This window comes from Mesorhizobium sp. M0938 (genome assembly GCF_040319125.1).
GTDB classification, from domain to species: domain Bacteria; phylum Pseudomonadota; class Alphaproteobacteria; order Rhizobiales; family Rhizobiaceae; genus Mesorhizobium; species Mesorhizobium robiniae.
The window spans coordinates 88,830-111,513 of record NZ_JAMYNS010000017.1 but is presented as its reverse complement, the minus strand read 5'-3'; the positions used below and the strand labels follow the sequence as shown (position 1 = coordinate 111,513).

Genomic DNA, 22,684 nt, shown 5'->3' with positions numbered 1-22,684 from the left:
CTTCAGGCGTGTTGGAGGGTGGGGCCGGCGTCGGCGTGGCGGTTGCGTCCGAGGATGAGCAGACAGCCGGCGGTGAAGCTGTCACCCAGGCCGAGCGTCGTCACTGGCTTCTCGACATAGGGAGAAGCACAGGCAACGAAGGTCCAGCGCCCCTTGCCGACAGGCGTCTCGAAGGGAAGCGGATGGAATTCGGCCGTCGGTGCGATCGCGATGGTTCGTGCGGGCTCTCCATTCGCGGCCCTGGCGCTGGCGATTGCGCAGCCTGCCATCAGCGCGCGTTCCTCTTCCTTCGGGTCGTTCAAGGTTGCAGCGGCGGCCCATGTATCGGCATGCACGCAGACTCGCTCCAGATCAAGCCGTTCGCCGAGCGCCACAAGAGCCTCCATGGGATGATGGGCGGACGGGTTCATGGCGAGCAGTTCGGAGTGGCTCATTCCGAGCGAGGTGATCGCGCCGCGGGCGTGGGCAAAAAGCTCCTCGACTGCCTGCTGCGTCGCATAGCCCGCCAGCTCGAAATGGATGGTCTTGAGGCCGGCTGCCTTCCAGTCTTGGCTAAGAGCGAAGACGTGCCGGCTGGCGGCGCCGACATTCTCCACCGCCTCGTCGTTCAGTCCGGAAAGAAGCCCGGCGGCGGCTGACGGTGCCAGCCGACGTGACATGGCCTCGAAATGCTCGTCATGCTGAATGCCGCGGTCACAGAAGCGGACGATGACACGCGAGGAACGGGTCGGCACGACAGCGCCGATCGCGCGGCCGGCGGTGAATTCGAAGATGAAAATTTCGGGGATGTGCGGGCCAGCGGCCGATACCGCATTCGCCGTTTTGAGCGCCCCCCTTTCCGCCAACAGAACGCCGGCCGGAATCTGCCGCAGCATCGCCGCGTGGCGATCCTCGATGGCGACCAGAGAGCGGACGCCAAGTTGCCCGAGCACCCAAGCCGCCTGAGGACCGGTTCCGCCCAGTGCATAGCGCAGCGGCAGCCGCTCGCGCAGCCATGCCGGGCCTTCCGGCCAGTCAAACCGTACCTCACCGCCCACCCCGCACGCGGCACGGGAAAGAAGAAGGTTGGCAAGTTGCGCCGCAGGAGTATCGGCCGGTGCGTCCAGAAGCGGCTGCATGTCATGCATCTCGACCCGCGCATCGACGCATGCGCTGATGCCGCACAAGAAAAGGCCTGCCGACGACAGGGCGTCCGTGCCAAGCGGACCGGACCGTGGATCGACCAGGGCTGAATAGCGTTCTGCGCACGATCCGGTGAAACCATCCCTCATGGCCGCGCTCCTCCTCGTCTAGCGACGCTGTCAATTGCTACCATTATCTTCCAAGCCGTCAACGTGATTTTTGCCATCTCGCACCAAAATTGCACAAATATGCCAACGCAAGCCCCGTCTTTGCGCAGCGCAGCAAGAAATTTTGCTGCAAATGCTCAAATTGCTCCATATGTCGGCTAGAAGAAACTTTTATGTTTGTAAACAATTATATAAGGCAAATTCTCGCCTCGGCAAGCAGGACGTACCCGCAACGAAACGCCGGAAAACGGCTTGCGTTGGCATGAAATTAGAAAGATTTAGATAGCTATTGACAGATTATGAGAAATATCCCCATATGACTCCGAGCCTGGAGCGGCGAAGGAAGAGCGCCGATGGCAGGGCATTACAACATTTCTACCGAGGAACACCTATGCTCACGAGACTCGACAGGAAGCTGGCGAACATCCGCGCAGGCCGTTACAAACCGACCGATTTCGTCATTGCCGATGCCAAGGACAGCGACGTCGGCGCCGGCGTGACCGCTACCGGCTTCGACTATTCGGTCAAGCCGCCGCGCCGCCGCAGCCGCCAGGAATTCCTCGCCCAGATCGAGGAGATCATCAAACAGGACATCGTCGACATCATGCTGGTGTCGCAGTCCAACCTTGATCTTCTCGACGAGCGTGGCGCCTTCTTCGGCAGTGAGATGAAACCGGCGATCCGCGGCAATCTGGAAACGATGTGCTGGGGCGCCGTGCGCCACGGCGTCTATACCCAGAAGCCGTCGGTGCCCTTCCGCGATGCCAATCTTTCGCGTGCCATCGCCAACTATCCGACGCGCGGCACGGACCTTGCCCTCTATTCGGTTTCCTTCAGCAACGATGTCGAACTCGACATCCGTACGTTGAATGCCTTTGCCGAGTTCCGTGCCGAGGCGGCCCGGACCAACTTCAACTATTTCTACGAGGTCTTCAATCCAAGCGTCGATATCGGTCTCAGCACTGAGCAAATCGGCGAATTCGTCAACGACAACATCATCAAGTCATTGGCGAGCGTGCCGAAGGCCGAGCGTCCGCTGTTCCTGAAGACACCGTATAATGGGCCGAAGGCGATGGAAGAACTCGCCAATTTCGATTCCGAGTTGATCGTCGGCGTGCTCGGCGGCGGGGCTGGCACCACCCGCGACACGTTCGAGCTAGTCGCCCAGTCGCAGCGCTACGGCGCTCGCCTGGCGCTCTTCGGCCGCAAGATCAACCTCGCCGAGGCGCCGCTTCACCTCATCGTTTTGATGCGGGCGGTTGCCGACGGCACAATTGGCCCAGAGGAAGCCGTGCGCGCCTATCACGGCGACGTGCAGAAGCTCGGTCTGACGCCAAACCGCCCGCTCGCGGACGACCGGATAATCACGGAAGACGTGTTGACGGTCGCGGCGGCCAAGGCCGCCTGACGCCGGAACTGATGAGCGGCGGAAGCATGAACCGCCGCTCCGTTTGGAACGTGACCCTCCAATGGGTCGCTGCGCCCGCGAGTAGGAGGCTCGCGACGCGCATCACGTGCGAGAAAAAGGGAGGAATATGATGAGGAAGATGCTGTTTTTTGCGACGACGATCCTCGCCGCCGCTCTTTCCGCTTCGGCGAATGCCGAGCAGAAAGAGGTAACGGTTTGGTCCTGGTTCGTGCAGAGCACGATGAACAAGTCCATCGCCGCCTTCGAGAAGGCACATCCCGACGTCAAGGTGAAATATACCTATTACAACTATTCGCCCGAATACATCACCGCCCTGAAGGCGGCGGCGGCGTCCGGGAGCCTTCCTGACGTGATCGGCTTGCAGCCGGGATCACTCACCCAGCAGTATCGGGAACATCTCGAAGCAGTGAACGAACGCGCCGCCAAGCAGTGGGGCGATAACTGGGCGGACAAGATCTTCCCCGTCAACCGCAAGCAGATGCTGATGGGCAACCCGAAGGGCGACGAAAATTATTACATCATCCCCCAGGAATCCCAGGTTCTGTGCATCTGGTACAACCGCAAGATCTTCCAAAAGCTCAATCTTCCGGCGCCAAAGACCTATGACGAGCTGAAGGCTGCGGCTAAGGCGCTGACCGACAACGGCTATATCCCGATGTTCCAGGGCGCCGCCGACGGCTGGCAGAACGAGAACGTTTTCCTCATGCTCGCCAACCAGTTCTCGCCGGGCATCGTCGACAAGGCTCAGGCCGGCGAAACGCCTTGGACGGCGCCGGAGCTCGTCGATGCCATGAAGGCCTGGAAAGGTCTTTTCGATGACGGCATCTTCCAGCAGGGAGCGCTCGGGGCTCATGCCTACCCGACCGGCGCGCAGCTTTTTGCACAAGGCAAGGTCGGTATGATGGCACTCGGTTCTTGGTGGATGCAGGAAAGCAAGTTCCCGCCGCCGCTTTCGGACTATGTCCAGAACATGGACGGCTTCGATTTCTTCTATATGCCCCCTGTCAAGGACGGCAATTCCGCGAGCCCGCCCGTCGGCGGCATCGACATCGGCTACGGCCTGACCAAGAACGGTGGCAAGAACCCGGAAGCCTGGACCTTCCTTGCCGAACTCACCAACGGTGTCGGCCTGCAGGAGGCGTTGAACGACCTCAATGACCTTCCCGCCTTCGAGGGTAATTCCCCGAAGGGCGACATCACCGATCATGTGAAGGAGATTTCGGCCCGCTTCATGGCAGATCTGCCCAAAGCGGAAAACCAGCGCTTTGCCTCGCCGGCAGTCGCAGAGGCGCTCGACAATGCGCTTGCCGGCGTCGCGGCCGGCAGTATCGAGCCGGAAGCCGCGCTCGCCACCGTCCAGGCGGCGACAGAGAAGGCACTTGCTGTAAAGTAAACTGAGACGAACGACCGGGCGCAGAAGCGCGCCCGGTTCCCTTTCAGTCTAGAGCGGTTCAGCTTTTGATAGAATCGCTGACCCGCCCTAAGTGTCTGTTTTTACGCAATTCCGAACGGAAACCACTACGCACTTTTCCTGGAATTGCTCTGAAATGGCGAGCATCATGAGCACAGAAGCCATGCGAGCCGGATCTGCCATCACGGCGGTCAAACGGCGACCGGCAGCCAGAGCTTCGAGGCTCTATCTTTTCGTTCTTCCGGCGACGCTTCTGTTTGTCGTCTTCATCGGCTACCCGATTCTCTGGGTTGCCGGGCAGAGCCTCTATGTCGGCACGAGTGGCGGAGCGGCCTTTGCCGGGCTTGCCAACTACACGACGGTTCTAGGCGATCCGACCTTCTGGATCGTGGTGCGCAACATGTTTTTATGGGGCGTCTTCACCATACCGGTGCAGATGCTGATCGGCGGGCTGCTCGCCTATTTCATCGAGCGCCACACCCATGCCCTCCGCGGCTTCTTTCGCACCATGTTCTTCCTGCCGGTGGTGACCTCGGTTTCGGTCATCAGCCTGGTGTGGGTGCAAATTTACGCGCCCTACTATGGCATCGCCCAGGAATACCTAAAGGACGTCGGCATCGTCATGGTGACGTCGCCGATTGGCGACCCGAAGACCGCGATCTATGCGTTGATCATCGTCAATATCTGGCAATGGACTGGTTTCTCGATGCTCATGTACATCGCCGGCATTGCCAACCTGCCCAGCGAAGTGCTCGACGCCGCCCGCATTGACGGCGCGAAGGGCTGGCGGCTTGCCGTGCATGTCATCGTGCCGATGCTGGCGCCGGCAACGAAATCCCTGTTGCTTCTGGGCGTCATTGGCACGTTGCAGACCTTCCCCATCGTGCACCTGATGACCGGAGGCGGCCCGAACAGGGCCAGTGAGGTCTTCGGCACTTTCATCTTCAAGCAGAGCTTCGTGCTGGGCGACACCGGCAGCGGGGCAGCACTCTCCGTCATCGTGCTGATCATCGCACTCACCCTCTCGCTGATCCAGATCGCAGCGCTAGGTGCCCGGTTGACGCCTGCCGGGAGGCGGCGGCCGTGATGATATCGTTCGCCCGTAGCCGGATCCGCAGCATGTTTATCCATGCGGTCCTCTTCATCGTGCTCGGCTTCTGGATGGTACCTCAGATCTACATGCTGTCGATCGGGCTACGCACCCCGGCGCAGGCCTTCGACGCCGAGCTCTTCACCTGGCCGGTGACCTTCGACAATTTCGTCACCGTGGTCCGCGACAATCCGCTGGGGGCGATCTTTCTGAACAGCCTGATCATCACGGTTGCGACGGTGGTGATCGTGGTCGCGGTCTCCTCGCTGTTTGCGTTCGCCTGTGCAATCCTGAGGTTGAAGGGCTCGATCTTCCTCTACACCACGCTGCTCACGACCTTGATGGTTCCGCTCGCCTCCATGGTCCTGCCGCTCGCCATCCTGCTCCAAAACTTCGGCTGGGTGAACACCTATATCGGTCTCATTCTGCCCTATGCGGCGCTCGGTGTGCCGTTTGCCATGGTTATCCTCAAGTCCTTCATGGAGGATGCCCCGCAGGAACTCTTTGAGGCGGCGCGGGTAGATGGCTGCAACGCCTGGCAAACCTACTGGCACGTGGCCTTGCCGCTTGTACGACCGGCCCTGGTCTTCGTGACGATCTGGCAGTTCATCGTGACATGGAACGAGTTCTTCCTCGCTCTCATCGTCCTCACCAAAAGCGAAATGAAGACGCTCACCATCGTGCCGATGCAGTATTCCGGCCTCTACATGGCCAATCCCGGTGCCCTCTTCGCAATCCTGACGCTGATCGCCCTTCCCCTCATCCTCCTCTATGTGCTGGTGCAGCGCGCCTTCGTGCGTGGCCTGCTCGCCGGTGCCGTAAAAGGCTAGATCCATGGCTACGCTTTCGATCGACAAAGTCACCAAGGCGTTCGGCAACACCACGGTCATTCCGGAACTATCGCTGACAATCGAGGACGGCGAATTCTGCGTACTGGTGGGACCGTCGGGCTGCGGCAAGTCCACGCTGCTTCGGATCATCGCCGGGCTGGAACCCATTAGCTCCGGCCGGATCCTGGTCGATGGCGTCGATATGAGCGATGCCGAGCCACCGGAAAGGGGCGTGGCCATGGTGTTCCAGTCTTATGCGCTCTATCCGCATATGGATGTCGGCCGCAACATCGGCTTCGGCCTGAAGATTGCACGGACGCCTGCCGCCGAGATCGTCGAACGTGTAAGCCGCGCTGCTGAAAAACTGCGGCTCGGCTCCTACCTCAAGCGCAAGCCGCGAGAGCTTTCTGGCGGGCAGCGTCAGCGCGTTGCGATCGGCCGCGCCATGACACGCAAGCCGAAACTCTTCCTGCTCGACGAGCCACTCTCCAATCTCGATGCGGCGCTGCGTGTCGGCATGCGCGTGGAGATCGCGCGCCTGAAAGCCGAACTGGCGTCCACCATGGTCTACGTCACGCACGACCAGGTAGAGGCCATGACGCTTGCCGACCGCATCGTGGTCATGAACAGCGGGCGCATAGAACAGGTCGGCACACCGCTCGATCTTTACCACCGGCCAGCCAACCTGTTCGTTGCCGGTTTCATCGGTTCGCCGGCGATGAATTTCTTGAATGGCAAGGTTGTTGCCATTCAAGGCACAGTCGCGACTGTGGCTCTGACCTGGGGGCCGATGCTGGACATTCCGGTCGAGCGGCGTATCGAGCCCGGCGACATCGTTACGCTCGGCATTCGACCGGAACACGTTGAGCTTGCCGGCGAAGGACAGGCCAATGCCCATGTCGTGCAGGCTTCTATGGTCGAACTCCTCGGTAGCGACACCTTCATTCATGCCAATGAACGCGAGGAAAGCCTGGTCATCCGCGACAGCCGCGGCCGGATGGTACGGGCGGGCGACCGCATCTCAATCTCGCTGCCGACTCGTGTCTGCCATCTTTTCAACGAGTCCGGAGACAGAATTTCCGACGCCGCCGCGGCATATGCGGAGCCCGTTCCCCTCTCCCCCAGGGAACGCGTCAACTGACCCGCGAGAAGCAACACAGTCCGGCAATCGATGGTCTTCGAAGACCGGACGTTATGCAATGCCCCGACACGAGCAGAAACGAGGACGAGGAGGAATCATGACGGATTTTCAGGGTAGAAAGATCCTGGTGACGGGGGGCAGCGGCGGTATCGGTGGTGCCACTGTACGGCACCTGGTGCGTGCGAACGCCAACGTCATCGCGGCAGGACGCTCCCGCGAAGCGCTCGATGCGATCGCAAAGGAGACGGGCTGCCGCACTGTGACCTTCGATCTTGCCTCGGAAGACGAGATTCGCGGCGCTCTCGAAGGGCTCGACCTCTGGGGGGTGGTCAATTGCGGCGGTTTCGGCGGCGAGATCGCGACGCCAATGGATACCGACATCGCCGTTTTCGACAAGGTCATCACGATCAATGCGCGTGGTGCGCTATTGGTCACCAAATATGCGACGCACCAAATGGTGCGCATCGGCAAGGGCGGGGCGATCGTCAATGTCTCCAGCCAGGCGGCGCTGGTCGCGCTCGAGGGGCACATTTCCTACGGCTCCTCGAAGGCCGCGCTCGAAAACATCACGCGCTGTTCGGCTTTGGAACTGGGCAAATACGGAATCCGCGTCAACAGCGTCAATCCGACCGTGGTCATGACACCAATCTCGTCCGGCCACTGGAGCCAGCCGCATGTCGCTGAACCTTTTCTGAAGCAGATGCCTCTCGGCCGGTGGGCAACGGAGGACGAAATCGCTGGGCCGATCGTGTTCCTGCTCAGCGATGCGGCCTCGATGATCACTGGGATTTCGCTTCCCATCGACGGCGGCTATACCTGCCGATGAGCCCGAGATCGAGAGTGAGATCGTGGGACGGCAAATCTGGCACACGCGCCTTGCCGCATCATCAACTCGATGATGGACGATGCCCGGTGCCAATGGCCGAAGGTCGACGTAATCGGCGGCGCGATCGCGCGCGCCGGCCTCGGCATCCCGCAATCACCGGTTCTGCTGCAGGATCGTTTCGGCGGCGATGAAGCCCCATGTCAGATTGGGGCCAAGTGTCGTGCCGGCGCCGACGGCGCGCGTGCCAACGGGATTGGCCATGGCGAGCCCTGCCGCATAAAGGCCGGGAATGATCGAGCCGTCCGTTCTCAACACCTGCGCTCGCTCGTTGGTGCGGGCGCCGCCTTTGGTACCGAGAATTGAGCGATTGATCGTCATGCCGACATAGGGAGGCTTATCGATCGGCTTCAGCCGGTTCTCGGGCCCATGCGCCTTGTAGTCCTCCCAGCCGTTCTCACCTCGGCGGAAATCCGTGTCGCGGCCCTTCGCGCAAAGGTCGTTCCAGCGGGCAATCGTCTCCTCGAGCGCCACCGCCGGCAACCCGAGCTTGGCGGCGAGGCCACCGATCGTGTCGGCCTTCTTGACCCAATCACGCTCGTAGGAGGCGTACCAGCGGAAAGGCAGCGACGTTCTCAGGAAGCGGTGATCGCCAATGAGATAGCAGGGCAGATTGACGGGAGAGCCATCCGCCCCACGCGCGTCGATCGCCTCGCCGATATTGAAGTCGTTCTCGCTGACAAAGCGCTTGCCACCGCGATTGACCACGATCGAATGCGGCTCGGCCTGAAAGGTCATCGGCAGACCATGCTTCTGGCCCTGGTAGCGTGTCGGCAGGCAGGGATAGACGTTGGCCTGGTCCATGCGGTCCAATTGCGCGCCGACGGAAGCCGCGAGCTTCTGGCCGTCGCCCTCATTGCTGCGCGGGCTGCCGATCCGGTCGAAGGCACCGGGGAAATGGCGCACGCGCATTTCGGCGTCCCATTCGAAGCCCCCGGTAGCGATCACAACGCCGCGGCGCGCGAGAATCTTCGTTCGTTGGCCGTCGCTTTCCACTTCCGCGCCGGTGATGCGGGAGTCCGGTTCCTGAAGCAGGGTGACCGCGCGTGTTTCCAGCCGAAAGGTGACGCCGGCATCGAGGCAACCCTTGATGAGCCCGGTCATCAGCGCCGTACCTTGCCCGCCGGAATTCGTCAGCCATCGCCACAGAAGCTTCGGCCAGAGCTTGAGCCCGGCCCGGATAGGATGGTGATAAAGATCGAGATCGACCACCTCCTGGTAGGTGAAGCTGTGCGGCAGGGTGGAGCGGCGCAGCCGGGCTGCAAGCCTGCCCAGGATGCGGCGGCTGAGCGGTCCGGGCGAGACCATGCGTCCGTAGAGCTTGCCGCCCGGCGCTTCGGCAAAGGGATCCGGTTCGTTGATCAGGCGAAAATCGAGCGGCGTGTTGCCGGACAGGAAGCGCAGCATGTCCGGCGCGGCCCTGACGAAGGCGCTCCAGAGCGCGTCCTCCTTGCCAGCCCAGCCCTCGGGCGAGACATGACGCAGATAGGTCAGCGCATCTTCCTGGCTATCGGCAACGCCTGCAGCAGCGGCGACATGATTGGCGGGCACCCACACGCCAGCGCCCGACATGGCCGAGGTGCCGCCGAGCCATTCGGTCTTTTCGATCACCAGCACTCTGAGATCGCCCTTGGCGGCCCTCAATGCCGCCGAGCAGGCCGCCGATCCCGAACCGATGACCAGAACGTCGAATTCGTCCATTGGCGTTCCCCTGCTTTTTCGTCGCCGCAGCACTATAGGGGCAGGAAATTAAATCTGTCTACTATTGTGTCGACACTTTTTGCGCTGTAGCTTCCCTAGGTCGGCAGCTTGCCGGCATGATCCTCGCAGCTCCTTTTCGAGAGGCAGAACCATGGACGATACAAGCCTTCCAACCGCTCCGTCCGGCATCCATGTTTCCGGATTGGAGACACGCGAAAGCTATTGGCAGCCGGTACCGGCAAACGGCCATATCGACGTGGCGCTCGCGCCGCACATCGTCGGCATGGAGCATCCTTTTGCGCTAGGCACGCAATCGGTCGCGCCCGGCGGCTATGTTCGCGAGCACACGCATGAGCGCAACGAAGAGGCGATCTACGTCATCGAAGGTCATGGCCGCGCCGTGGTCGAGGGCAAGGAATATCCGCTAAGCCCGGACAGCGTGGTGTTCCTGCCGAAGAATGTCAGGCACATGTTCATCAACGACGGCGAGACGCGCCTGCGCTGGCTTTGGCTGATCGTGCCCAACGGGCTGGAGGACTTCTTTCGCCTTATCGGCAAGCCGCGCAAGCCGGGTGAGCGCGTGCCATCCAATTTTCCGCGGCCGGAGAACGTGCTTGAGATCGAGCGCAAGACAGTGTTCGGGGCAGATCTCACCGACAAGTTCGATCCCACGAAGCAGAACCCTTAAGAAGCTCCAGATGCTGACGCTCGGCCTCATCGGCTACGGCACGGTCGCGCGCGGGATTGTCTCGGCTTTCCCGCCGGACTCGGTCGGCTGGATAGCGCTTCTGCGCGACGGCGCCAGCCCCGCTTTGCCGGCTAATGTCGGTGCGGTCACGCGGCTCGACATGCTGATCGGCGCCCGCCCGAGGGCGGTGGTGGAAGCAGCAGGTCAGGAGGCGGTGGCCGCTTATGTACCCGCGATTCTGGAAGCCGGCATCCCGACCGTCATCGCTTCGATCGGCGCACTTTGCGATCCAGCTCTTGCCGACCGGATCGCCACCATCCGCCGCAAGGGTGGCGCGCGCGCCGTGCTGCCCGCGGGAGCCTTGGGCGGCCTCGATTACCTCAGGGCGATTGCGGCACTTCCCGACGCACGCGTGCGCTACACCTCAAGAAAGCCGCCGTCGGCCTGGCAGGCCGAACTTGCCGCTCTCGGCCTGTCGGCCGAGCACGAGGAGTTGATGCTTTTCGAAGGCACGCCTGACGAAGCGACAAGAGCCTATCCGAAAAACCTCAACGCCGCCTTCGCTGTGGCGCTCGCGGCGGGCGTCGGCAGGGTGACAGTGCGTGTGATCGCCGATCCGAAGGCGACCGGCAATACCCATGAGATCGAGGCCGAGAGTGCCGCCGGCACTGCCTCCTTCCGCTTCACCAATGCGCCGGCTCCCGACAATCCGAAAACCTCGGCGCTCACGGCGCTTAGCCTCGTCGCGGCGCTCGGCGAGCTGCTCGATGTGGAAGGCCTTCGGTAATGCCCTTCTTCACCGCCGCCGATGGCTGCCGCATCCACTACGAGACATCAGGCGCCGTTGGCCCGTGCGTCGTTCTCATCCCGGGACTTGGCGGCGACGGCAGGTTCTGGTCAGGCGTGGTGCGCCTGCTGGAAGTCGCCCATCGCGTGGTCGTCACCGACCATCGTGGCGCGGGACGCAGCGACCGCCCGCAAAGCCCGTACTCCATTCCCCGGATCGCCAGCGACATTGCCGCCCTGCTGGCGCGCACAAGCGGACCGGCGCACATTGTCGGGCATTCCACCGGCGGCGCCGTCGCGCAGGTGCTGGCGCTCGATCATGTCGAGCTTGGCCTGAGCTACACGATCTCAAGCTCCTGGGCGCGGGCCGACGCCCGGTTCCGTGCGCTCTTCACAGCGCGCGCCGAACTGCTGGAGGCCGGCATGGCCGAGACCTACCAGCGCCTTGGCCATGTGCTCTGCCATGAGCCGTCCTATCTCGAGACGCACGCCGGGCAGCTCGAGGCGGCGGTCGCCGACGCTCCTCGTACCCTGGCTCCGCTGACCGTGGCAGCTGCGCGGGTGCGCATGCTGCTCGACCACGATCGCCTTGCCGACCTGTCGGATATCGCCGTCCCGGTTCACGTGATTGCCGCCGCGGGCGATGTGCTGACGCCGCCCGCTCTTTCCCAGGCTATCGCCACCGCGATACCCGGTGCGAACTATGCAATTGTTCCGGGCGCGCATTTTCATCCCCTCGCCGACCCTGAGGGGTTTGCCGCGATTGTCCGCCAGTTCATTGCCGAAGCTGACAGCAAAATATCATGACCGCTGAAATCGACCCCGCTCTCATCGACTCACGCTTGAAGCCCGGCCCCGAGCTCCTTGACGAAGGACGCAGGATGGCGCGCGACTGGCGGCTCGGCAGCTGCCGCTTCCTCGCCGAGACCGGAATGCCGTCCGAAGCCGCATGGAAACGCAAGGCGGCGGCGGAGAAGCGCGTCATGCAGCACGCCCATATCGGCTTTCGAAGCGTCGACCGCACCATAGAGGCGATCGGCGAAGTGCATGAGCAATGCCGGAAGGCCGGGGTGACGGTCGACCGTTTCGGCATCACCCTCGACTGGTCGATGGGCTATCCGCAAGCCATGCGGGCCAAGGCCGCGCGCGGCACCGGCATCGTGCTCACTGGCCCGGAGGATTTCGCTCGCATTACCAATGCCGCGCCCGCCGCTGCCCATTTCGGCGACTTCATGCTTGGCCTGCCGGCCGCGGTGGAAAACACGCGCGCCGCGATCGCCGCCGGAGCTACCGCGGTGGGCAATCTCGGACAATATTTCACCTTCCGGCTGCCCTATTGGGACGATGACGTGGCGACCACCGAGGCGACCGTCATCGCGCTCGGCCTGATTGCCGCGCAGGATGCCGAGATCCTCGTCCATTCCAATCTCGATGACGGATTCGCTGGGCTGTTCATCGACATGGCCTGCGCGCTCGGCATGGTGCTGATCGAAAAGCACATCGTCGAGGACCTGATCGGCGCGCGGCTCGGCCATTGCTACGGCCATCACTTCAGCGATCCGCTTTCGCGCACCGCCTTTCATGCCGCGCTGGTCCGGGTCAGCGACACGCCGGGGACGATGATCTTCGGCAATACCGTCTCCTACCAATCGACCCCGGCGGGCAACTACGCCAGCCTGGCAAGCTATCTCCTGGCCGACATACTCGCGGTGGGGCGATGGCCGTCCGGCCATGCGATCAATCCGGTACCGGTGACCGAGAACCAGCGCATTCCCGATGTCGAAGAGATCATCGATGCGCAGACCTTCGCGCATCGGCTGACGCTGCATGCGCCTTTCTACGATCCGGTCTTCGACTGGGCAAAGGCCGAGGCGATGGCCGATGTGCTGGTCGAAGGCGGGCGCCGCTTTGCCGATGCCGCCTTGGCGGGTCTGACCGAACGGGGCGTGAATGTCGAGGACCCCGCCGCCCTGATGCTGGCGATCCGCCGCATGGGACCGAGGCGCATGGAGGCGCTGTTCGGCCCCGGCGTAGCGGGCCTGAACGGACGCACGCCGCTGATCCATGCCGAATGGGCGCGCGAATTGAACCACAAGGCAGCCGTCTGGGTCGCCAGGCAACGGCCGTTGAATACGGCAAAACCCCTTATCATCTGCATCGGCACCACCGACGTGCACGAGCATGGCAAATATCTCGTCGAACAGGCTCTCCAACGCATGGGCGTCACCGTTGTCGATGCCGGGGTTGCGGTCGATCCGGAAGCGCTCGTCGCCCGCGCGGCCGAAACCGGGGCGGACGCCATCGCGGTCAGCACCTATAACGGCGTGGCGCTGCGCTATGCGCAGGCGGTGAAGACGGCGCTTGCCGCACGCGGACTTGTCCTGCCGGTCCTGATTGGCGGACGCCTCAACGAAGTGCCCAAGGATTCCAATTCGGGCCTGCCGGTGGACGTAACCAAGGAGATCGCGGACCTTGGCTGCCTGCCATGCGCCGACCTCGACGAGATGCTGGACGCCTTGCGTGCCATCCGGCCTGTTGCCTGAAGCGGCAGGCTCCGTTTGCCGCCGCCGACGGGTGCGTGCCTCACCAGGCGGTCATGCCGCCGTCGACTGTTAGGATCGAGCCTGTGGTGAAAGAGGATTCGTCGCTGGCAAGCCACAGGATTGCATTTGCGATTTCAACTGGTTGCGCGACGCGGTTCATCGGCGAACGCGCGTTCAGTGCCGCGACGAACCCCTGAGGATCGGGATGGGTTTCCAGCATGCTTTCGAAATAGCTCGACCAGGTCACACCAGGCGCCACGGCGTTGACGCGGATATTGCCTGCGACATGGTCGAGCGCCATGGCACGCGTCAGCGCCGCGACGCCACCCTTGGAGGCGACATAGGCCGCCCGATCGGCAAGTCCAACTTGGGCGACGTTGGAGGCGGTGTTCACGATCACCCCACCGCCGCCCGCGGTCATGATGGGAATGACATATTTGGAGCAGAGGAAGACGCCCTTGAGGTTGACGGCCATGAGCGCGTCCCAATCCGCCGCCGCGGTGGTGACGACCGAACCGCGTATGCCGTAGCCGGCATTGTTGACCAGGATGTCCACCTGCCCGAATGCGTCTTGCGCGCGTCGCACCATGGTCGCGACGGAAGCTTCGTCCGAGACGTCCGCTTCCATGGCCAGTGCTCCGGTCCTGCCGGCCACCTCGCCTGCCCGCGCGCCGTCGCGGTCGACGACCAGAACGCGCGCGCCCTCCTTCGCGAACAGTTCCGCGACGGCGGCGCCGATACCGGCGCCGGCTCCGGTAACGATGGCTGCTTTGCCCTTCAGACGCATGATCGATCCCCTTTTCAAAAACTTGTTTTGCCCTATCTTGCAGAACCTCTTGCAAAGTGTCGACACTTTTGTATTTAATTTCGGCACGAGATCGGGGACAGCCGTGAAAAATACTCCTTCCGTCGAACAACAGCTGGAAATCTATCGCCGGATGCTGCTGGTGCGGCATCTGGAAGAAAGCCTTGGTGCGCTTCACAAGGAAGGACGCACGCGCGGTCCAATCCACCGCTGCGACGGTCAGGAGGCCGTCGGCGTCGCCGCTACCGCAGTGTTGGAGGACGGCGACAAGGTCACTACTACCCATCGCGGCCATGCGGTCTATATCGGCAAGGGCATGGAAATGCGTCCCGTGGTCGCCGAGATTCTCGGGCGGGCCACCGGCGCCTGCGGCGGGCGCGCCGGCCACATGCTGATAGCCGATGCGCAAAAAGGCGTGATCGGCGGCAACGCCATTGTTGGCGCCGGCATTCCGGCGGCCACCGGGATGGCGCTGTCCATGCAGATCCTTGGCACCGGCAATGTCGCCATGTGCATTTTCGGCGACGGCGCCGCCCAGACCGGCATCTGCCACGAGGCAATGAACATGGCGGGGCTGTGGAAGCTGCCCGTCGTCTTCGTGCTCGAGCACAACCAGTTCGGCCTGACCGTTCCCTCCGATGTCCAGTCGCCGGTCGAAGATTTGTCGATCCGTGCCGCCGGCTATGCGATCCCGGCCGAGATCGTCGACGGCAATGACGCGGTGGCCGTCTATCGCGCCGTCTCGGCCATGGTCGAACGCGCCCGGCGCGGCGAAGGCCCCGGCATGGTCGAATGCAAGACCTACCGCATCGAAGGCTTTTCCACCTCCGACATGGGCGGTTACCAGAAGCCGGAGGATATCGCCGCCTGGAAGGCGCGAGACCCGCTGCAGATTTCGCGCACGGCACTTCTAAGCGAATTCAGCGAGGCGCAGCTCGCCGGGATCGAGGCGGCGGCCAGGGCCGAGGTGGCCGAGGCTTTCGAGACCGCGCTTTCCGATCCGATGCCGGAATTTTCTATCGACGAAGCCTGCAATCCCTACAGCGAGGCGCACTGACATGGCCATGATGCGATACGCTGAAGCGCTGAACGCCGCGCTGCGCGAAGAGATGCAGGCCGACCCTTCCGTCTTCCTCTTCGGCGAGGATATCGGCCGCTATGGCGGCGTCTTCAAGGTGACGAAGGGGCTTATGGAGGAATTCGGCCAGACGCGGGTGCGCGACACGCCGATCTCTGAACAGGCGCTGGCCGCAATGGCGGTGACCGCCGCCATGACCGGCACGCGGCCGGTGCTGGAAATCATGTATGCGGATTTCGTGCCGCTGACACTCGATGCGCTGGTCAACCAGGCCTCGATCTACAACTACATCTGGAACGGCCAGGTAAAGATGCCGTTCGTGCTGCGCACGCAGGGCGGCGGCGGGGCCGGCGCCGGAGCGCAGCACTCCAAGGCGCTCGATTCCATGCTTGCCCACATACCCGGCATCAAGGTCGTTGCTCCATCGACGCCCGCCGACGCCAAAGGGATGCTGAAGGCCGCCATCCGCGACGACCAGCCGGTCGTCTTCCTTGAGCACAAGCTGCTTTACAACACTCGTGGCGAGGTGCCGGAACGTGACGTGACGGTGCCGCTCGGCAAGGCGGCAACCATGCGCGAAGGCAGCGACATTTCGATCTTCGCCACCTCCAAGATGGTGGTCGAGGCGCTGAAAGCCGCGGATCTTCTCGCAGCCGACGGTGTTTCGGCCGAAATCATCGATCTCCGGTCGCTGCGCCCGCTCGATGTCAACGCCATCTTCGCCTCGATCTCGAAAACGCACCATGCCGTGGTGGTCAACGAGGGCTGGCGCTTCTGCGGCTATGCCGCCGAGCTTTCGGCGACGATCATGGACCACGCCTTCGACGAGCTGGACGCGCCGGTCGCGCGCGTCACGCTGCCGGACATGCCCATCCCCTATTCCGAACCTCTGGAAACGGCGATGCTGCCGAGTGCCGAGAATATCCGCACTGCCGCACTGAAGACGCTGAAGTGACGGGGGCGGCAATGGCGACCCATCCGATCACCATCGACAGCGCCGGCGGCGAATATATGGAAGCCGTGCTGGTAGTCGCCTGGGCGGTGAACTCAGGCGACCCGGTCAAAGCGGGCGATCTTGTCGTCACCGTCGAGACCGCCAAGGCGGCCACCGAAATCGAAGCCGACCGCGACGGTTGGCTGGCCGAGATCTTCTTCGCCGAGGGGCAGGAAGCGTCGGTGGGCGCGGTGCTCGGCACGATCGTGGACGAGAAGCCTGTGCCTGGGCACGCGCCTCCGATCACGCAAGCTATGGCGGCCGCTGGCTCAGCCAATCCGCCGGTGCTTGCAGCAATTGGCGCTCCTTCCCCTAACCGGCAGGCCGGCAGCCGCGCGATTGCCAGCCCCCTCGCCCGGAGGCTTGCCGCTTCGGCCGGGCTCGACCTTTCCACCATCCCTGGAAGCGGCCCCAACGGGCGCATCAAGAAGCGCGACATCGATGCCGTCCTTGCTGCTCTATCGAATGGGCACAGCGCCTCTGTCCAGTCGAGGTCGGCTGCGCTTGGTCCCCAGGTGTCAGCCGTTTCCGCACCGGCTCGGCAGACGGCGCCGATCGTCCTCATCCACGGGTTTGGGGCGGATCGCTCCGTTTGGCGTCAGGTTATTCCCTTGCTCGAGTCAGGGGTCGAGACGATCAGCCTCGACCTGCCTGGCCACGGTACCGAAGCAGCGAGACCCGCAACGAGCATCGAGGAGATCGCCTTCATCCTCTCCGACCAGTTGGAAGACATGGGGGTGGAGGATGCCCATCTCGTCGGCCATTCCCTGGGCGGTGCGGCGGCTCTCGAGCTCGCCAGGCTGAGCCGTCTCACCGTGCGGTCGGTCACGCTTCTCGCGCCCGGCGGGCTTGGCCCCGAGATCAATGCAGGTTTCATTGCCGGCCTTGCCCGCATCACCACGGTGCAGGCCCTGGAACGGTGGCTGACGGTCATGGTCGGCGACCCCTCGGCGCTGCCGGACGGCTATGCGCAGGCCGCGCTCAGGCAGATCGAAAAGACCGGCAATCGGGACGCGCTCGCGGCGATGGCCGAAAGCCTGTTCCCGGACGGCAAGCAGGGCTTCGATCTGGCGACCGCGCTCGCCGAGCTCGACGTGCCGACGCGGCTCGTCTGGGGCAGGCTCGATCGCATCATCCCGGTTGCCCATGCGGCCCGCGCGCCAGGCTTCGCCGCCGTTCATCTTCTCGATGGCATTGGCCATGTAGCGCAGATGGAGGCGCCGGCGCTGACGGCTCGGCTCATTACGGAGACGGTGCGCAGCGCCGGCTGAACCGGCAGCCGACCGACCCGCGGATCAACCGTGAGAAGCAGACAAGACCACACTATGCCGGCGCCGAGGGCGCCGAAACAGAATGCCAGAAGGAGTGACCAGGATGATCTTCGACCATCGTACCTACACCGCCCGTCCAAACAAGCTTTCGCATTTCCTCAAGCTTTACGAGGATGTCGGCCTGCCGATGCAGCGGCACTATCTGGGCGAGCCCTTCGGCTTCTTCCAGACCCATATCGGGGACCTCTCGCGCACCGTGCATCTGTGGAAATTTGAAAGCCTTGCCGATCGGGAGGAGCGGCGCGACCGCATGGAGGCCGATCCCGAATGGCAGGCCTACCGGCTCAAGGTGATCGAGACCGACTATCTTCTCGATATGCGCAACCAGATCCTGAAACCCGTCTCCTTCTTCAATCCCGGGAAATAAGATGGATCTGATTTTCTCTGCCGAAGGGCGAAGCTGGCCGCTTCGCCTTACCGGCGATGCCGGCCGCACCCGCCGTGCGTTGCTTTCGGCCCTGCCCATGCGCCTGCAGCTCCACACGCCCAAGATCGCCGGCAGCCATATCTATTGGCACGCGCCCTTCGTCGAGGATCTGGAGGGTGCGACGCATGTGCTTTCGGCGACCGCCGGCGCCTTCATCTACTGGCCGGTGCGGCAGTTCCTCGAAATCACCTTCGCGCCGCTGCAGGCCGAGAATGCCGAGATCACCGTTCTCGGGCATCTCGACGCGCCGGTGGCAGGCATTGCCGAGCTTGCTGCGACACTGAAACACGACCAGGGCCGCCGTGTCCTGGACGGCACGCTTGGCAGATCGGATGGCGTGGCGCCGGAGCCATCGGCTTCGCCGCTGCTGCCGCAAGATATCATCGCCGCACGCAAGGCGCTGTGGGCGGCTTGTCCCGCCGACATCAGTGGTATCACCACGTCCCGCGCCATCATGCATCCGGCAGGCCCCGTCTTCACCGCGGAGTCGGAAGCCCGAGTGCTGCATGAATTCCTGTGGTGGATTCGCGCCGAACGCGGCAAGGACGAAGCAGTGCGACGCCAGGCGGCCGCCCTCGCGCTCGACAAGGCCGCGACACGCCTGCGCGACTTCTGCCACATGGAGGAAACGCCGGCCCTGCTTTTCCGGCTCAAGGCGGCGATGGGCGAGGGACATACCTTCGATGCCTTGATCGACGAGGCAATCCTGGTGGCCGGGCGGGTGGGCGCCTGGCTCGACCTGCTGATCCCGTGGAACGACCTCAACGAAGCCTTCCGTGCAGCGCTTGATAGAAGGAGAGCCGGGTAATGGAAAAGCTGACCATCGGCATCGTCGGCTTCGGCGTGATCGGGCAGCGCTGGACGGCGTGCTTTGCGCATGCCGGCCACGCGGTGCGCGTGTTCGATCCGACGGAGCGGCGCGAGGCAGCTTTCAGCGAGGCGCTGCCTGCACTCATGGCCGACCTCGACGCGTTGAAGGGGCCCTCGCCCGCACCGGGTCCGATCCGTCTTTTCCCGACCCTGGCCGAGACACTCGAAGGCGTCGATTTCGTGCAGGAGAACGGTCCCGAGGACCTGGCTCTCAAGCGCCGGTTGCTGGCCGAGATCGAAGATCATATCGGCGATGAGATCGCCATCGCGTCTTCCTCCTCGGCCCTGCTCGTGTCCGATATGCAGGCCGAATGCCGCCTGCCCGGCCGCATCGTGCTCGGTCATCCCTTCAACCCGGCGCATTTGATGCCGCTGGTCGAAATCGTCGGCGGCAAGGCAACCGATCCGCGGGCAATCGCCCAGGCACGCGCGATCTATGAAGCGATCGGCAAGAAGCCGGTGACGCTCAACCGCGAAGTGACAGGCCACATTGCCCTGCGCCTGATGGGCGCGATGTGGCGCGAGGCGATCGCGCTGGTGCGCGATGGTGTCGCCTCCGTGGAAGACGTGGATCGCGCTTTCATGTACGGGCCGGGACCGAAATGGACGCTGCAGGGTTCGTTCATTTCCAACAGCCTCAACGCCGACGGCATCGAGGACTTTCTGCGCAAATATGGCCCGACATATCAGGCGATCTGGGACACGCTGCTCGACGCCAAGCTCGATGACGAGACGATCGGCGCGATCACGACTTCGACGGGTGCTGCGGTCGACGGACGCAGCCAGGAGGAGCTGAAGGCAGCGCGCGAAGCCGGCCTCGTCGGCATTTTGAAAACGGTAGCCGAGCGCGGCGCGCTCTAATCATTACGGTTCAGGAGAACGGCCATGAATTACCGCACCGCCCTCGTCACCGGCGCCTCGAAAGGCATCGGCGCGGCAATCGTCGAGAGCCTGATCGCGGAAGGATTGACGGTCCATGCGCTCGCGCGCAGCCACGACGCGCTGCGGGTCCTGCAGCAGCGGCTCGGGCCAAATGTAAAGCCGCTTGTCGCCGATGTGCGCGACCATGAAGCGATCGCCTCAGCGCTCGGAGCGGCTGAAATCGATGTGCTGGTCAACAACGCCGGCGGTCTGGCAACGGTGCGTCCCCTGCATGGGCAGAGCGCGGACGAGACAGCCGAGGTAGTGGCGCTGAACCTCACCGCGCCGCTGCAGCTCATCCGCCTGCTGTTGCCCGGCATGATCGCGCGCAAGCGTGGACATATCTTCAACCTGACCAGCACTGCGGCCAGCGGCGTCTTTCCCGGCACGACGACCTATGGCGCGGCCAAGGCAGGTCTCTCGCAGGCCGGCCGCATCCTGCGCTTTGATCTGGCAGGCACAGGCGTGCGGCTGACCGAGATCGCTCCCGGGCGCGTGGAGACGGATTTCTACCTGAAGGCGTTCGATGGCGACCGCGAAGGCCTGCGCAAACGCATGTATTCCGAACAGCGGCCGCTTGGGCCGGCGGACATCGCCACCGTACTCGTTTCCGCGCTGCGTCTGCCCGATCACGTCGATATCGCCGAACTGATCGTCGCGCCAAGCGAACAGGCATCAGGCGGCCAGATCTATCCGCCCGCGCCGCAACGCTGACGCGTGGCGTCGGCGACGCGCTTAGGCATCAAACTGTCGCTTGGTCAATTTGTCGAGCACCGCTACGCAAGCTTCCTCCCACGCCGCTGACACGCCGCGTGATGAAAGAACCTGCAGTCCCCGTTCGGTGATGCCACCCGGTGTCACCAGTTCTTCGAGCATCTGGTTCATCGGTTCATCCTTCTCGGCAATCAGCTGCCCGGCCGCCACGAAGGTCATCGCCGCCAGCCGGCGGGAAATTGCCGGGTCGAGGCCTTCGGCACTCGACCATTCAGCCGTCTTGCGGATCAGATCCTGCGCCCAGCCGTACACTGCGGCGCTGACCGTCGCCACCTCGAAGTCCTTTTCGCTGGGGAGCGCAATCGAGGGTCCGAGCCGATCGAGAACCGCCCGCGCCTCTCCGAGGTCGGGGAAATAGACCGTCGGGCTGGCGGCGATCTCGGAAGCGGTGAACGGCATGGCGCGCACGGCGCGCGCGGGTGCAACATCAAGCCGCGACAAAGGCACGCCGGCACAGACCGACACCACTGTCTGTCCGATGCGCCACGGCAAGCCTGCAACCGTCTCCGGCGCGTGCTGAGGCCGCACGGAAAGAACCACGACGTCCGACCGTTCGACGAGGTCGCGATTGTCGGCCGCAAGCTGAAAGCCGTGCCGGGCGGAAAGCACCGCGGCCTTGCCACGTGGAGACAGGAGGATTGCTGCGGGGTCGAGCCCTGAACGCAGGAAACCAGCCAGCATGGACGCCGCCAGATGCCCGACGCCAAGAATGCCTATGATCATCGTTGTCTCCGGGGTTGAACCTTCGGCTTGCCATTCACAGGAAGTTGGGAAAGAAAGGCGCATCATAAAGTGTCGACACAGGCTGCAGACAAATCAGATTGGAATCTTCATGACCGAACAAGCCGAGACCGGCGCCGACAGCGAGCCGTCCCTTACGAGCGACGCCGAAACGCGCCGCAGCGCCGACAGCAGCGAACGCGCCTACAACACCATCCGCAAGCTTCTCGTCGAGTTCAAGCTCAAGCCCGGCGAGCGCATCAACGAGGTCCAGCTTTCGCGCAGCCTCGGCGTGTCGCGCACCCCGATCCGCGAGGCACTGAACCGGCTTGCCTCGGAAGGCTTCGTTTCGCTGACGCCCAATCGCGGCTTCTTCGTCAGGAGCCTCAGCACCGAAGGCCTGCTCGACCTTTACGAATTGCGCTCCATCATCGAATGCGCCGCCTTCAAGCTGATGTGCGAGCGCGCGGATGACAGCGAGATCGACCGTTTGCGGCAGTATTGGGAAGCGATCGTCGATGTCTACCCGAACCAGCCGCCGGACATCATCCTGGCGGAGGACGAAGGCTTTCATCTGCTCATCGCCGAACTTTCCGGCAATCCGGAAATCGTCGGCCAGCTTGCCTCCATCAATGCGCGCATTCGCTTCATCAGGCGCATCCAGATCGAACACCCCTCGCATGACAGGGCACAGATCACCTCCCACTCGGCGATCGTCGACGCCGCCGTCAAGCGCGACGCGGAGAATGGCGCGAAACTGTTGCGCGAACATATCGAAATGACCGTCTCCGCCACGCAGCAAGCGCTCAAGGACGCCTTGCTTAGGGTTTTCGCGCCCGACAATGGCGCCGAACTGAAGCGCCGCCGAAGGACTCGCGACGTCTAATCGGTATCTGACCACAAAATTGAACGCAATAGTGTCGACACTTTCTTGACGACAGCCTCTTTGTCTGCTTCGATGGATCACAAGGGA

General features: G+C 63.2%; 22 protein-coding genes. 18 read left to right on the top strand and 4 right to left on the bottom strand.

The genetic code is table 11. From position 1 onward, the window contains the following. Window positions 1-2 precede the first annotated feature (2 nt). The gene (locus NKH73_RS25775) at window positions 3-1,271 is read right to left on the bottom strand and encodes an ADP-dependent glucokinase/phosphofructokinase (protein WP_352937187.1); all 1,269 of its coding nucleotides are present in this window, start codon (window positions 1,269-1,271) and stop codon (window positions 3-5) included. A 409-nt stretch (window positions 1,272-1,680) separates the two neighbouring features. On the opposite strand from NKH73_RS25775, the gene NKH73_RS25770 reads away from it, so the two are divergent. The 6 genes from NKH73_RS25770 (at window position 1,681) to NKH73_RS25745 (ending at window position 8,016) form a co-directional block, all read left to right on the top strand. Beyond that, on the top strand, window positions 1,681-2,697 hold the full coding sequence (locus NKH73_RS25770) for a hypothetical protein (RefSeq protein WP_352937186.1): 1,017 nt from the start codon (window positions 1,681-1,683) through the stop codon (window positions 2,695-2,697). A gap of 130 nt (window positions 2,698-2,827) precedes the next feature. Continuing rightward, window positions 2,828-4,111, top strand: coding sequence for an ABC transporter substrate-binding protein (locus NKH73_RS25765; RefSeq protein WP_352937184.1), 1,284 nt, complete (start codon window positions 2,828-2,830; stop codon window positions 4,109-4,111). Between the two features lie 166 nt (window positions 4,112-4,277). Beyond that, window positions 4,278-5,216: a carbohydrate ABC transporter permease gene (locus NKH73_RS25760; RefSeq protein ID WP_352937182.1), complete on the top strand. Its 939-nt coding sequence runs from the start codon at window positions 4,278-4,280 to the stop codon at window positions 5,214-5,216. A 32-nt stretch (window positions 5,217-5,248) separates the two neighbouring features. After that, window positions 5,249-6,049 (top strand): carbohydrate ABC transporter permease, encoded by an 801-nt coding sequence (locus tag NKH73_RS25755; RefSeq protein WP_352937180.1) that lies wholly within the window; start codon window positions 5,249-5,251, stop codon window positions 6,047-6,049. 4 nt (window positions 6,050-6,053) lie between these two features. Beyond that, window positions 6,054-7,190: an ABC transporter ATP-binding protein gene (locus NKH73_RS25750; protein WP_352937179.1), complete on the top strand. Its 1,137-nt coding sequence runs from the start codon at window positions 6,054-6,056 to the stop codon at window positions 7,188-7,190. Window positions 7,191-7,287: 97 nt separating this feature from the next. Further along, window positions 7,288-8,016 carry an SDR family oxidoreductase gene (locus NKH73_RS25745; protein WP_352937178.1) on the top strand — a complete coding sequence of 243 codons (729 nt, stop codon included), beginning with the start codon at window positions 7,288-7,290 and terminating at the stop codon, window positions 8,014-8,016. 153 nt (window positions 8,017-8,169) lie between these two features. Here NKH73_RS25745 and NKH73_RS25740 read toward each other — a convergent pair whose 3' ends face one another. Further along, entirely contained in the window at window positions 8,170-9,774 is a 1,605-nt protein-coding gene (locus NKH73_RS25740; protein WP_352937176.1) for an FAD-dependent oxidoreductase, read from the bottom strand. A 151-nt stretch (window positions 9,775-9,925) separates the two neighbouring features. Here NKH73_RS25740 and NKH73_RS25735 point away from each other — a divergent pair, with 151 nt between their 5' ends. From NKH73_RS25735 to NKH73_RS25720, 4 genes are read left to right on the top strand one after another with little or no spacing between them, the layout of a single operon-like run. Next, entirely contained in the window at window positions 9,926-10,462 is a 537-nt protein-coding gene (locus NKH73_RS25735) for a cupin domain-containing protein (protein WP_352937174.1), read from the top strand. Between the two features lie 10 nt (window positions 10,463-10,472). Continuing rightward, entirely contained in the window at window positions 10,473-11,249 is a 777-nt protein-coding gene (locus NKH73_RS25730; protein ID WP_352937173.1) for an aspartate dehydrogenase, read from the top strand. Then, window positions 11,249-12,055 carry an alpha/beta fold hydrolase gene (locus NKH73_RS25725; protein ID WP_352937171.1) on the top strand — a complete coding sequence of 269 codons (807 nt, stop codon included), beginning with the start codon at window positions 11,249-11,251 and terminating at the stop codon, window positions 12,053-12,055. Before NKH73_RS25730 ends, NKH73_RS25725 begins: the two co-directional genes overlap by 1 nt. Next, on the top strand, window positions 12,052-13,791 hold the full coding sequence (locus NKH73_RS25720; protein ID WP_352937169.1) for a cobalamin-dependent protein: 1,740 nt from the start codon (window positions 12,052-12,054) through the stop codon (window positions 13,789-13,791). Before NKH73_RS25725 ends, NKH73_RS25720 begins: the two co-directional genes overlap by 4 nt. A gap of 40 nt (window positions 13,792-13,831) precedes the next feature. Here the strand turns inward: NKH73_RS25720 and NKH73_RS25715 are convergent, their stop codons facing one another. Next, the gene (locus NKH73_RS25715; protein ID WP_352937167.1) at window positions 13,832-14,578 is read right to left on the bottom strand and encodes an SDR family oxidoreductase; all 747 of its coding nucleotides are present in this window, start codon (window positions 14,576-14,578) and stop codon (window positions 13,832-13,834) included. A 103-nt stretch (window positions 14,579-14,681) separates the two neighbouring features. Here NKH73_RS25715 and NKH73_RS25710 point away from each other — a divergent pair, with 103 nt between their 5' ends. The 7 genes from NKH73_RS25710 (at window position 14,682) to NKH73_RS25680 (ending at window position 20,931) form a co-directional block, all read left to right on the top strand. Then, the gene (locus NKH73_RS25710; protein ID WP_352937165.1) at window positions 14,682-15,653 is read left to right on the top strand and encodes a thiamine pyrophosphate-dependent dehydrogenase E1 component subunit alpha; all 972 of its coding nucleotides are present in this window, start codon (window positions 14,682-14,684) and stop codon (window positions 15,651-15,653) included. Between the two features lies 1 nt (window position 15,654). Then, entirely contained in the window at window positions 15,655-16,629 is a 975-nt protein-coding gene (locus NKH73_RS25705; protein ID WP_352937163.1) for an alpha-ketoacid dehydrogenase subunit beta, read from the top strand. Window positions 16,630-16,640: 11 nt separating this feature from the next. After that, a complete protein-coding gene (locus NKH73_RS25700) occupies window positions 16,641-17,939 on the top strand; it encodes an acetoin dehydrogenase dihydrolipoyllysine-residue acetyltransferase subunit (RefSeq protein ID WP_352937161.1) in 1,299 nt (432 codons plus the stop codon). A 103-nt stretch (window positions 17,940-18,042) separates the two neighbouring features. Next, entirely contained in the window at window positions 18,043-18,366 is a 324-nt protein-coding gene (locus NKH73_RS25695; protein WP_352937159.1) for an NIPSNAP family protein, read from the top strand. Between the two features lies 1 nt (window position 18,367). Next, window positions 18,368-19,234: a hypothetical protein gene (locus tag NKH73_RS25690; protein WP_352937157.1), complete on the top strand. Its 867-nt coding sequence runs from the start codon at window positions 18,368-18,370 to the stop codon at window positions 19,232-19,234. Next, on the top strand, window positions 19,234-20,157 hold the full coding sequence (locus NKH73_RS25685; protein ID WP_352937155.1) for a 3-hydroxyacyl-CoA dehydrogenase NAD-binding domain-containing protein: 924 nt from the start codon (window positions 19,234-19,236) through the stop codon (window positions 20,155-20,157). Before NKH73_RS25690 ends, NKH73_RS25685 begins: the two co-directional genes overlap by 1 nt. 24 nt (window positions 20,158-20,181) lie before the next feature. Further along, complete coding sequence (locus tag NKH73_RS25680) at window positions 20,182-20,931, top strand: SDR family oxidoreductase (RefSeq protein ID WP_352937153.1); 750 nt, start codon at window positions 20,182-20,184, stop codon at window positions 20,929-20,931. A 21-nt stretch (window positions 20,932-20,952) separates the two neighbouring features. On the opposite strand, the gene NKH73_RS25675 is transcribed toward NKH73_RS25680, so the two are convergent. Further along, the gene (locus NKH73_RS25675; protein WP_352937151.1) at window positions 20,953-21,714 is read right to left on the bottom strand and encodes a pyrroline-5-carboxylate reductase family protein; all 762 of its coding nucleotides are present in this window, start codon (window positions 21,712-21,714) and stop codon (window positions 20,953-20,955) included. 109 nt (window positions 21,715-21,823) lie between these two features. On the opposite strand from NKH73_RS25675, the gene NKH73_RS25670 reads away from it, so the two are divergent. Next, window positions 21,824-22,597, top strand: coding sequence for a GntR family transcriptional regulator (locus NKH73_RS25670; protein ID WP_352937150.1), 774 nt, complete (start codon window positions 21,824-21,826; stop codon window positions 22,595-22,597). The last annotated feature ends 87 nt before the right edge of the window (window positions 22,598-22,684 follow it).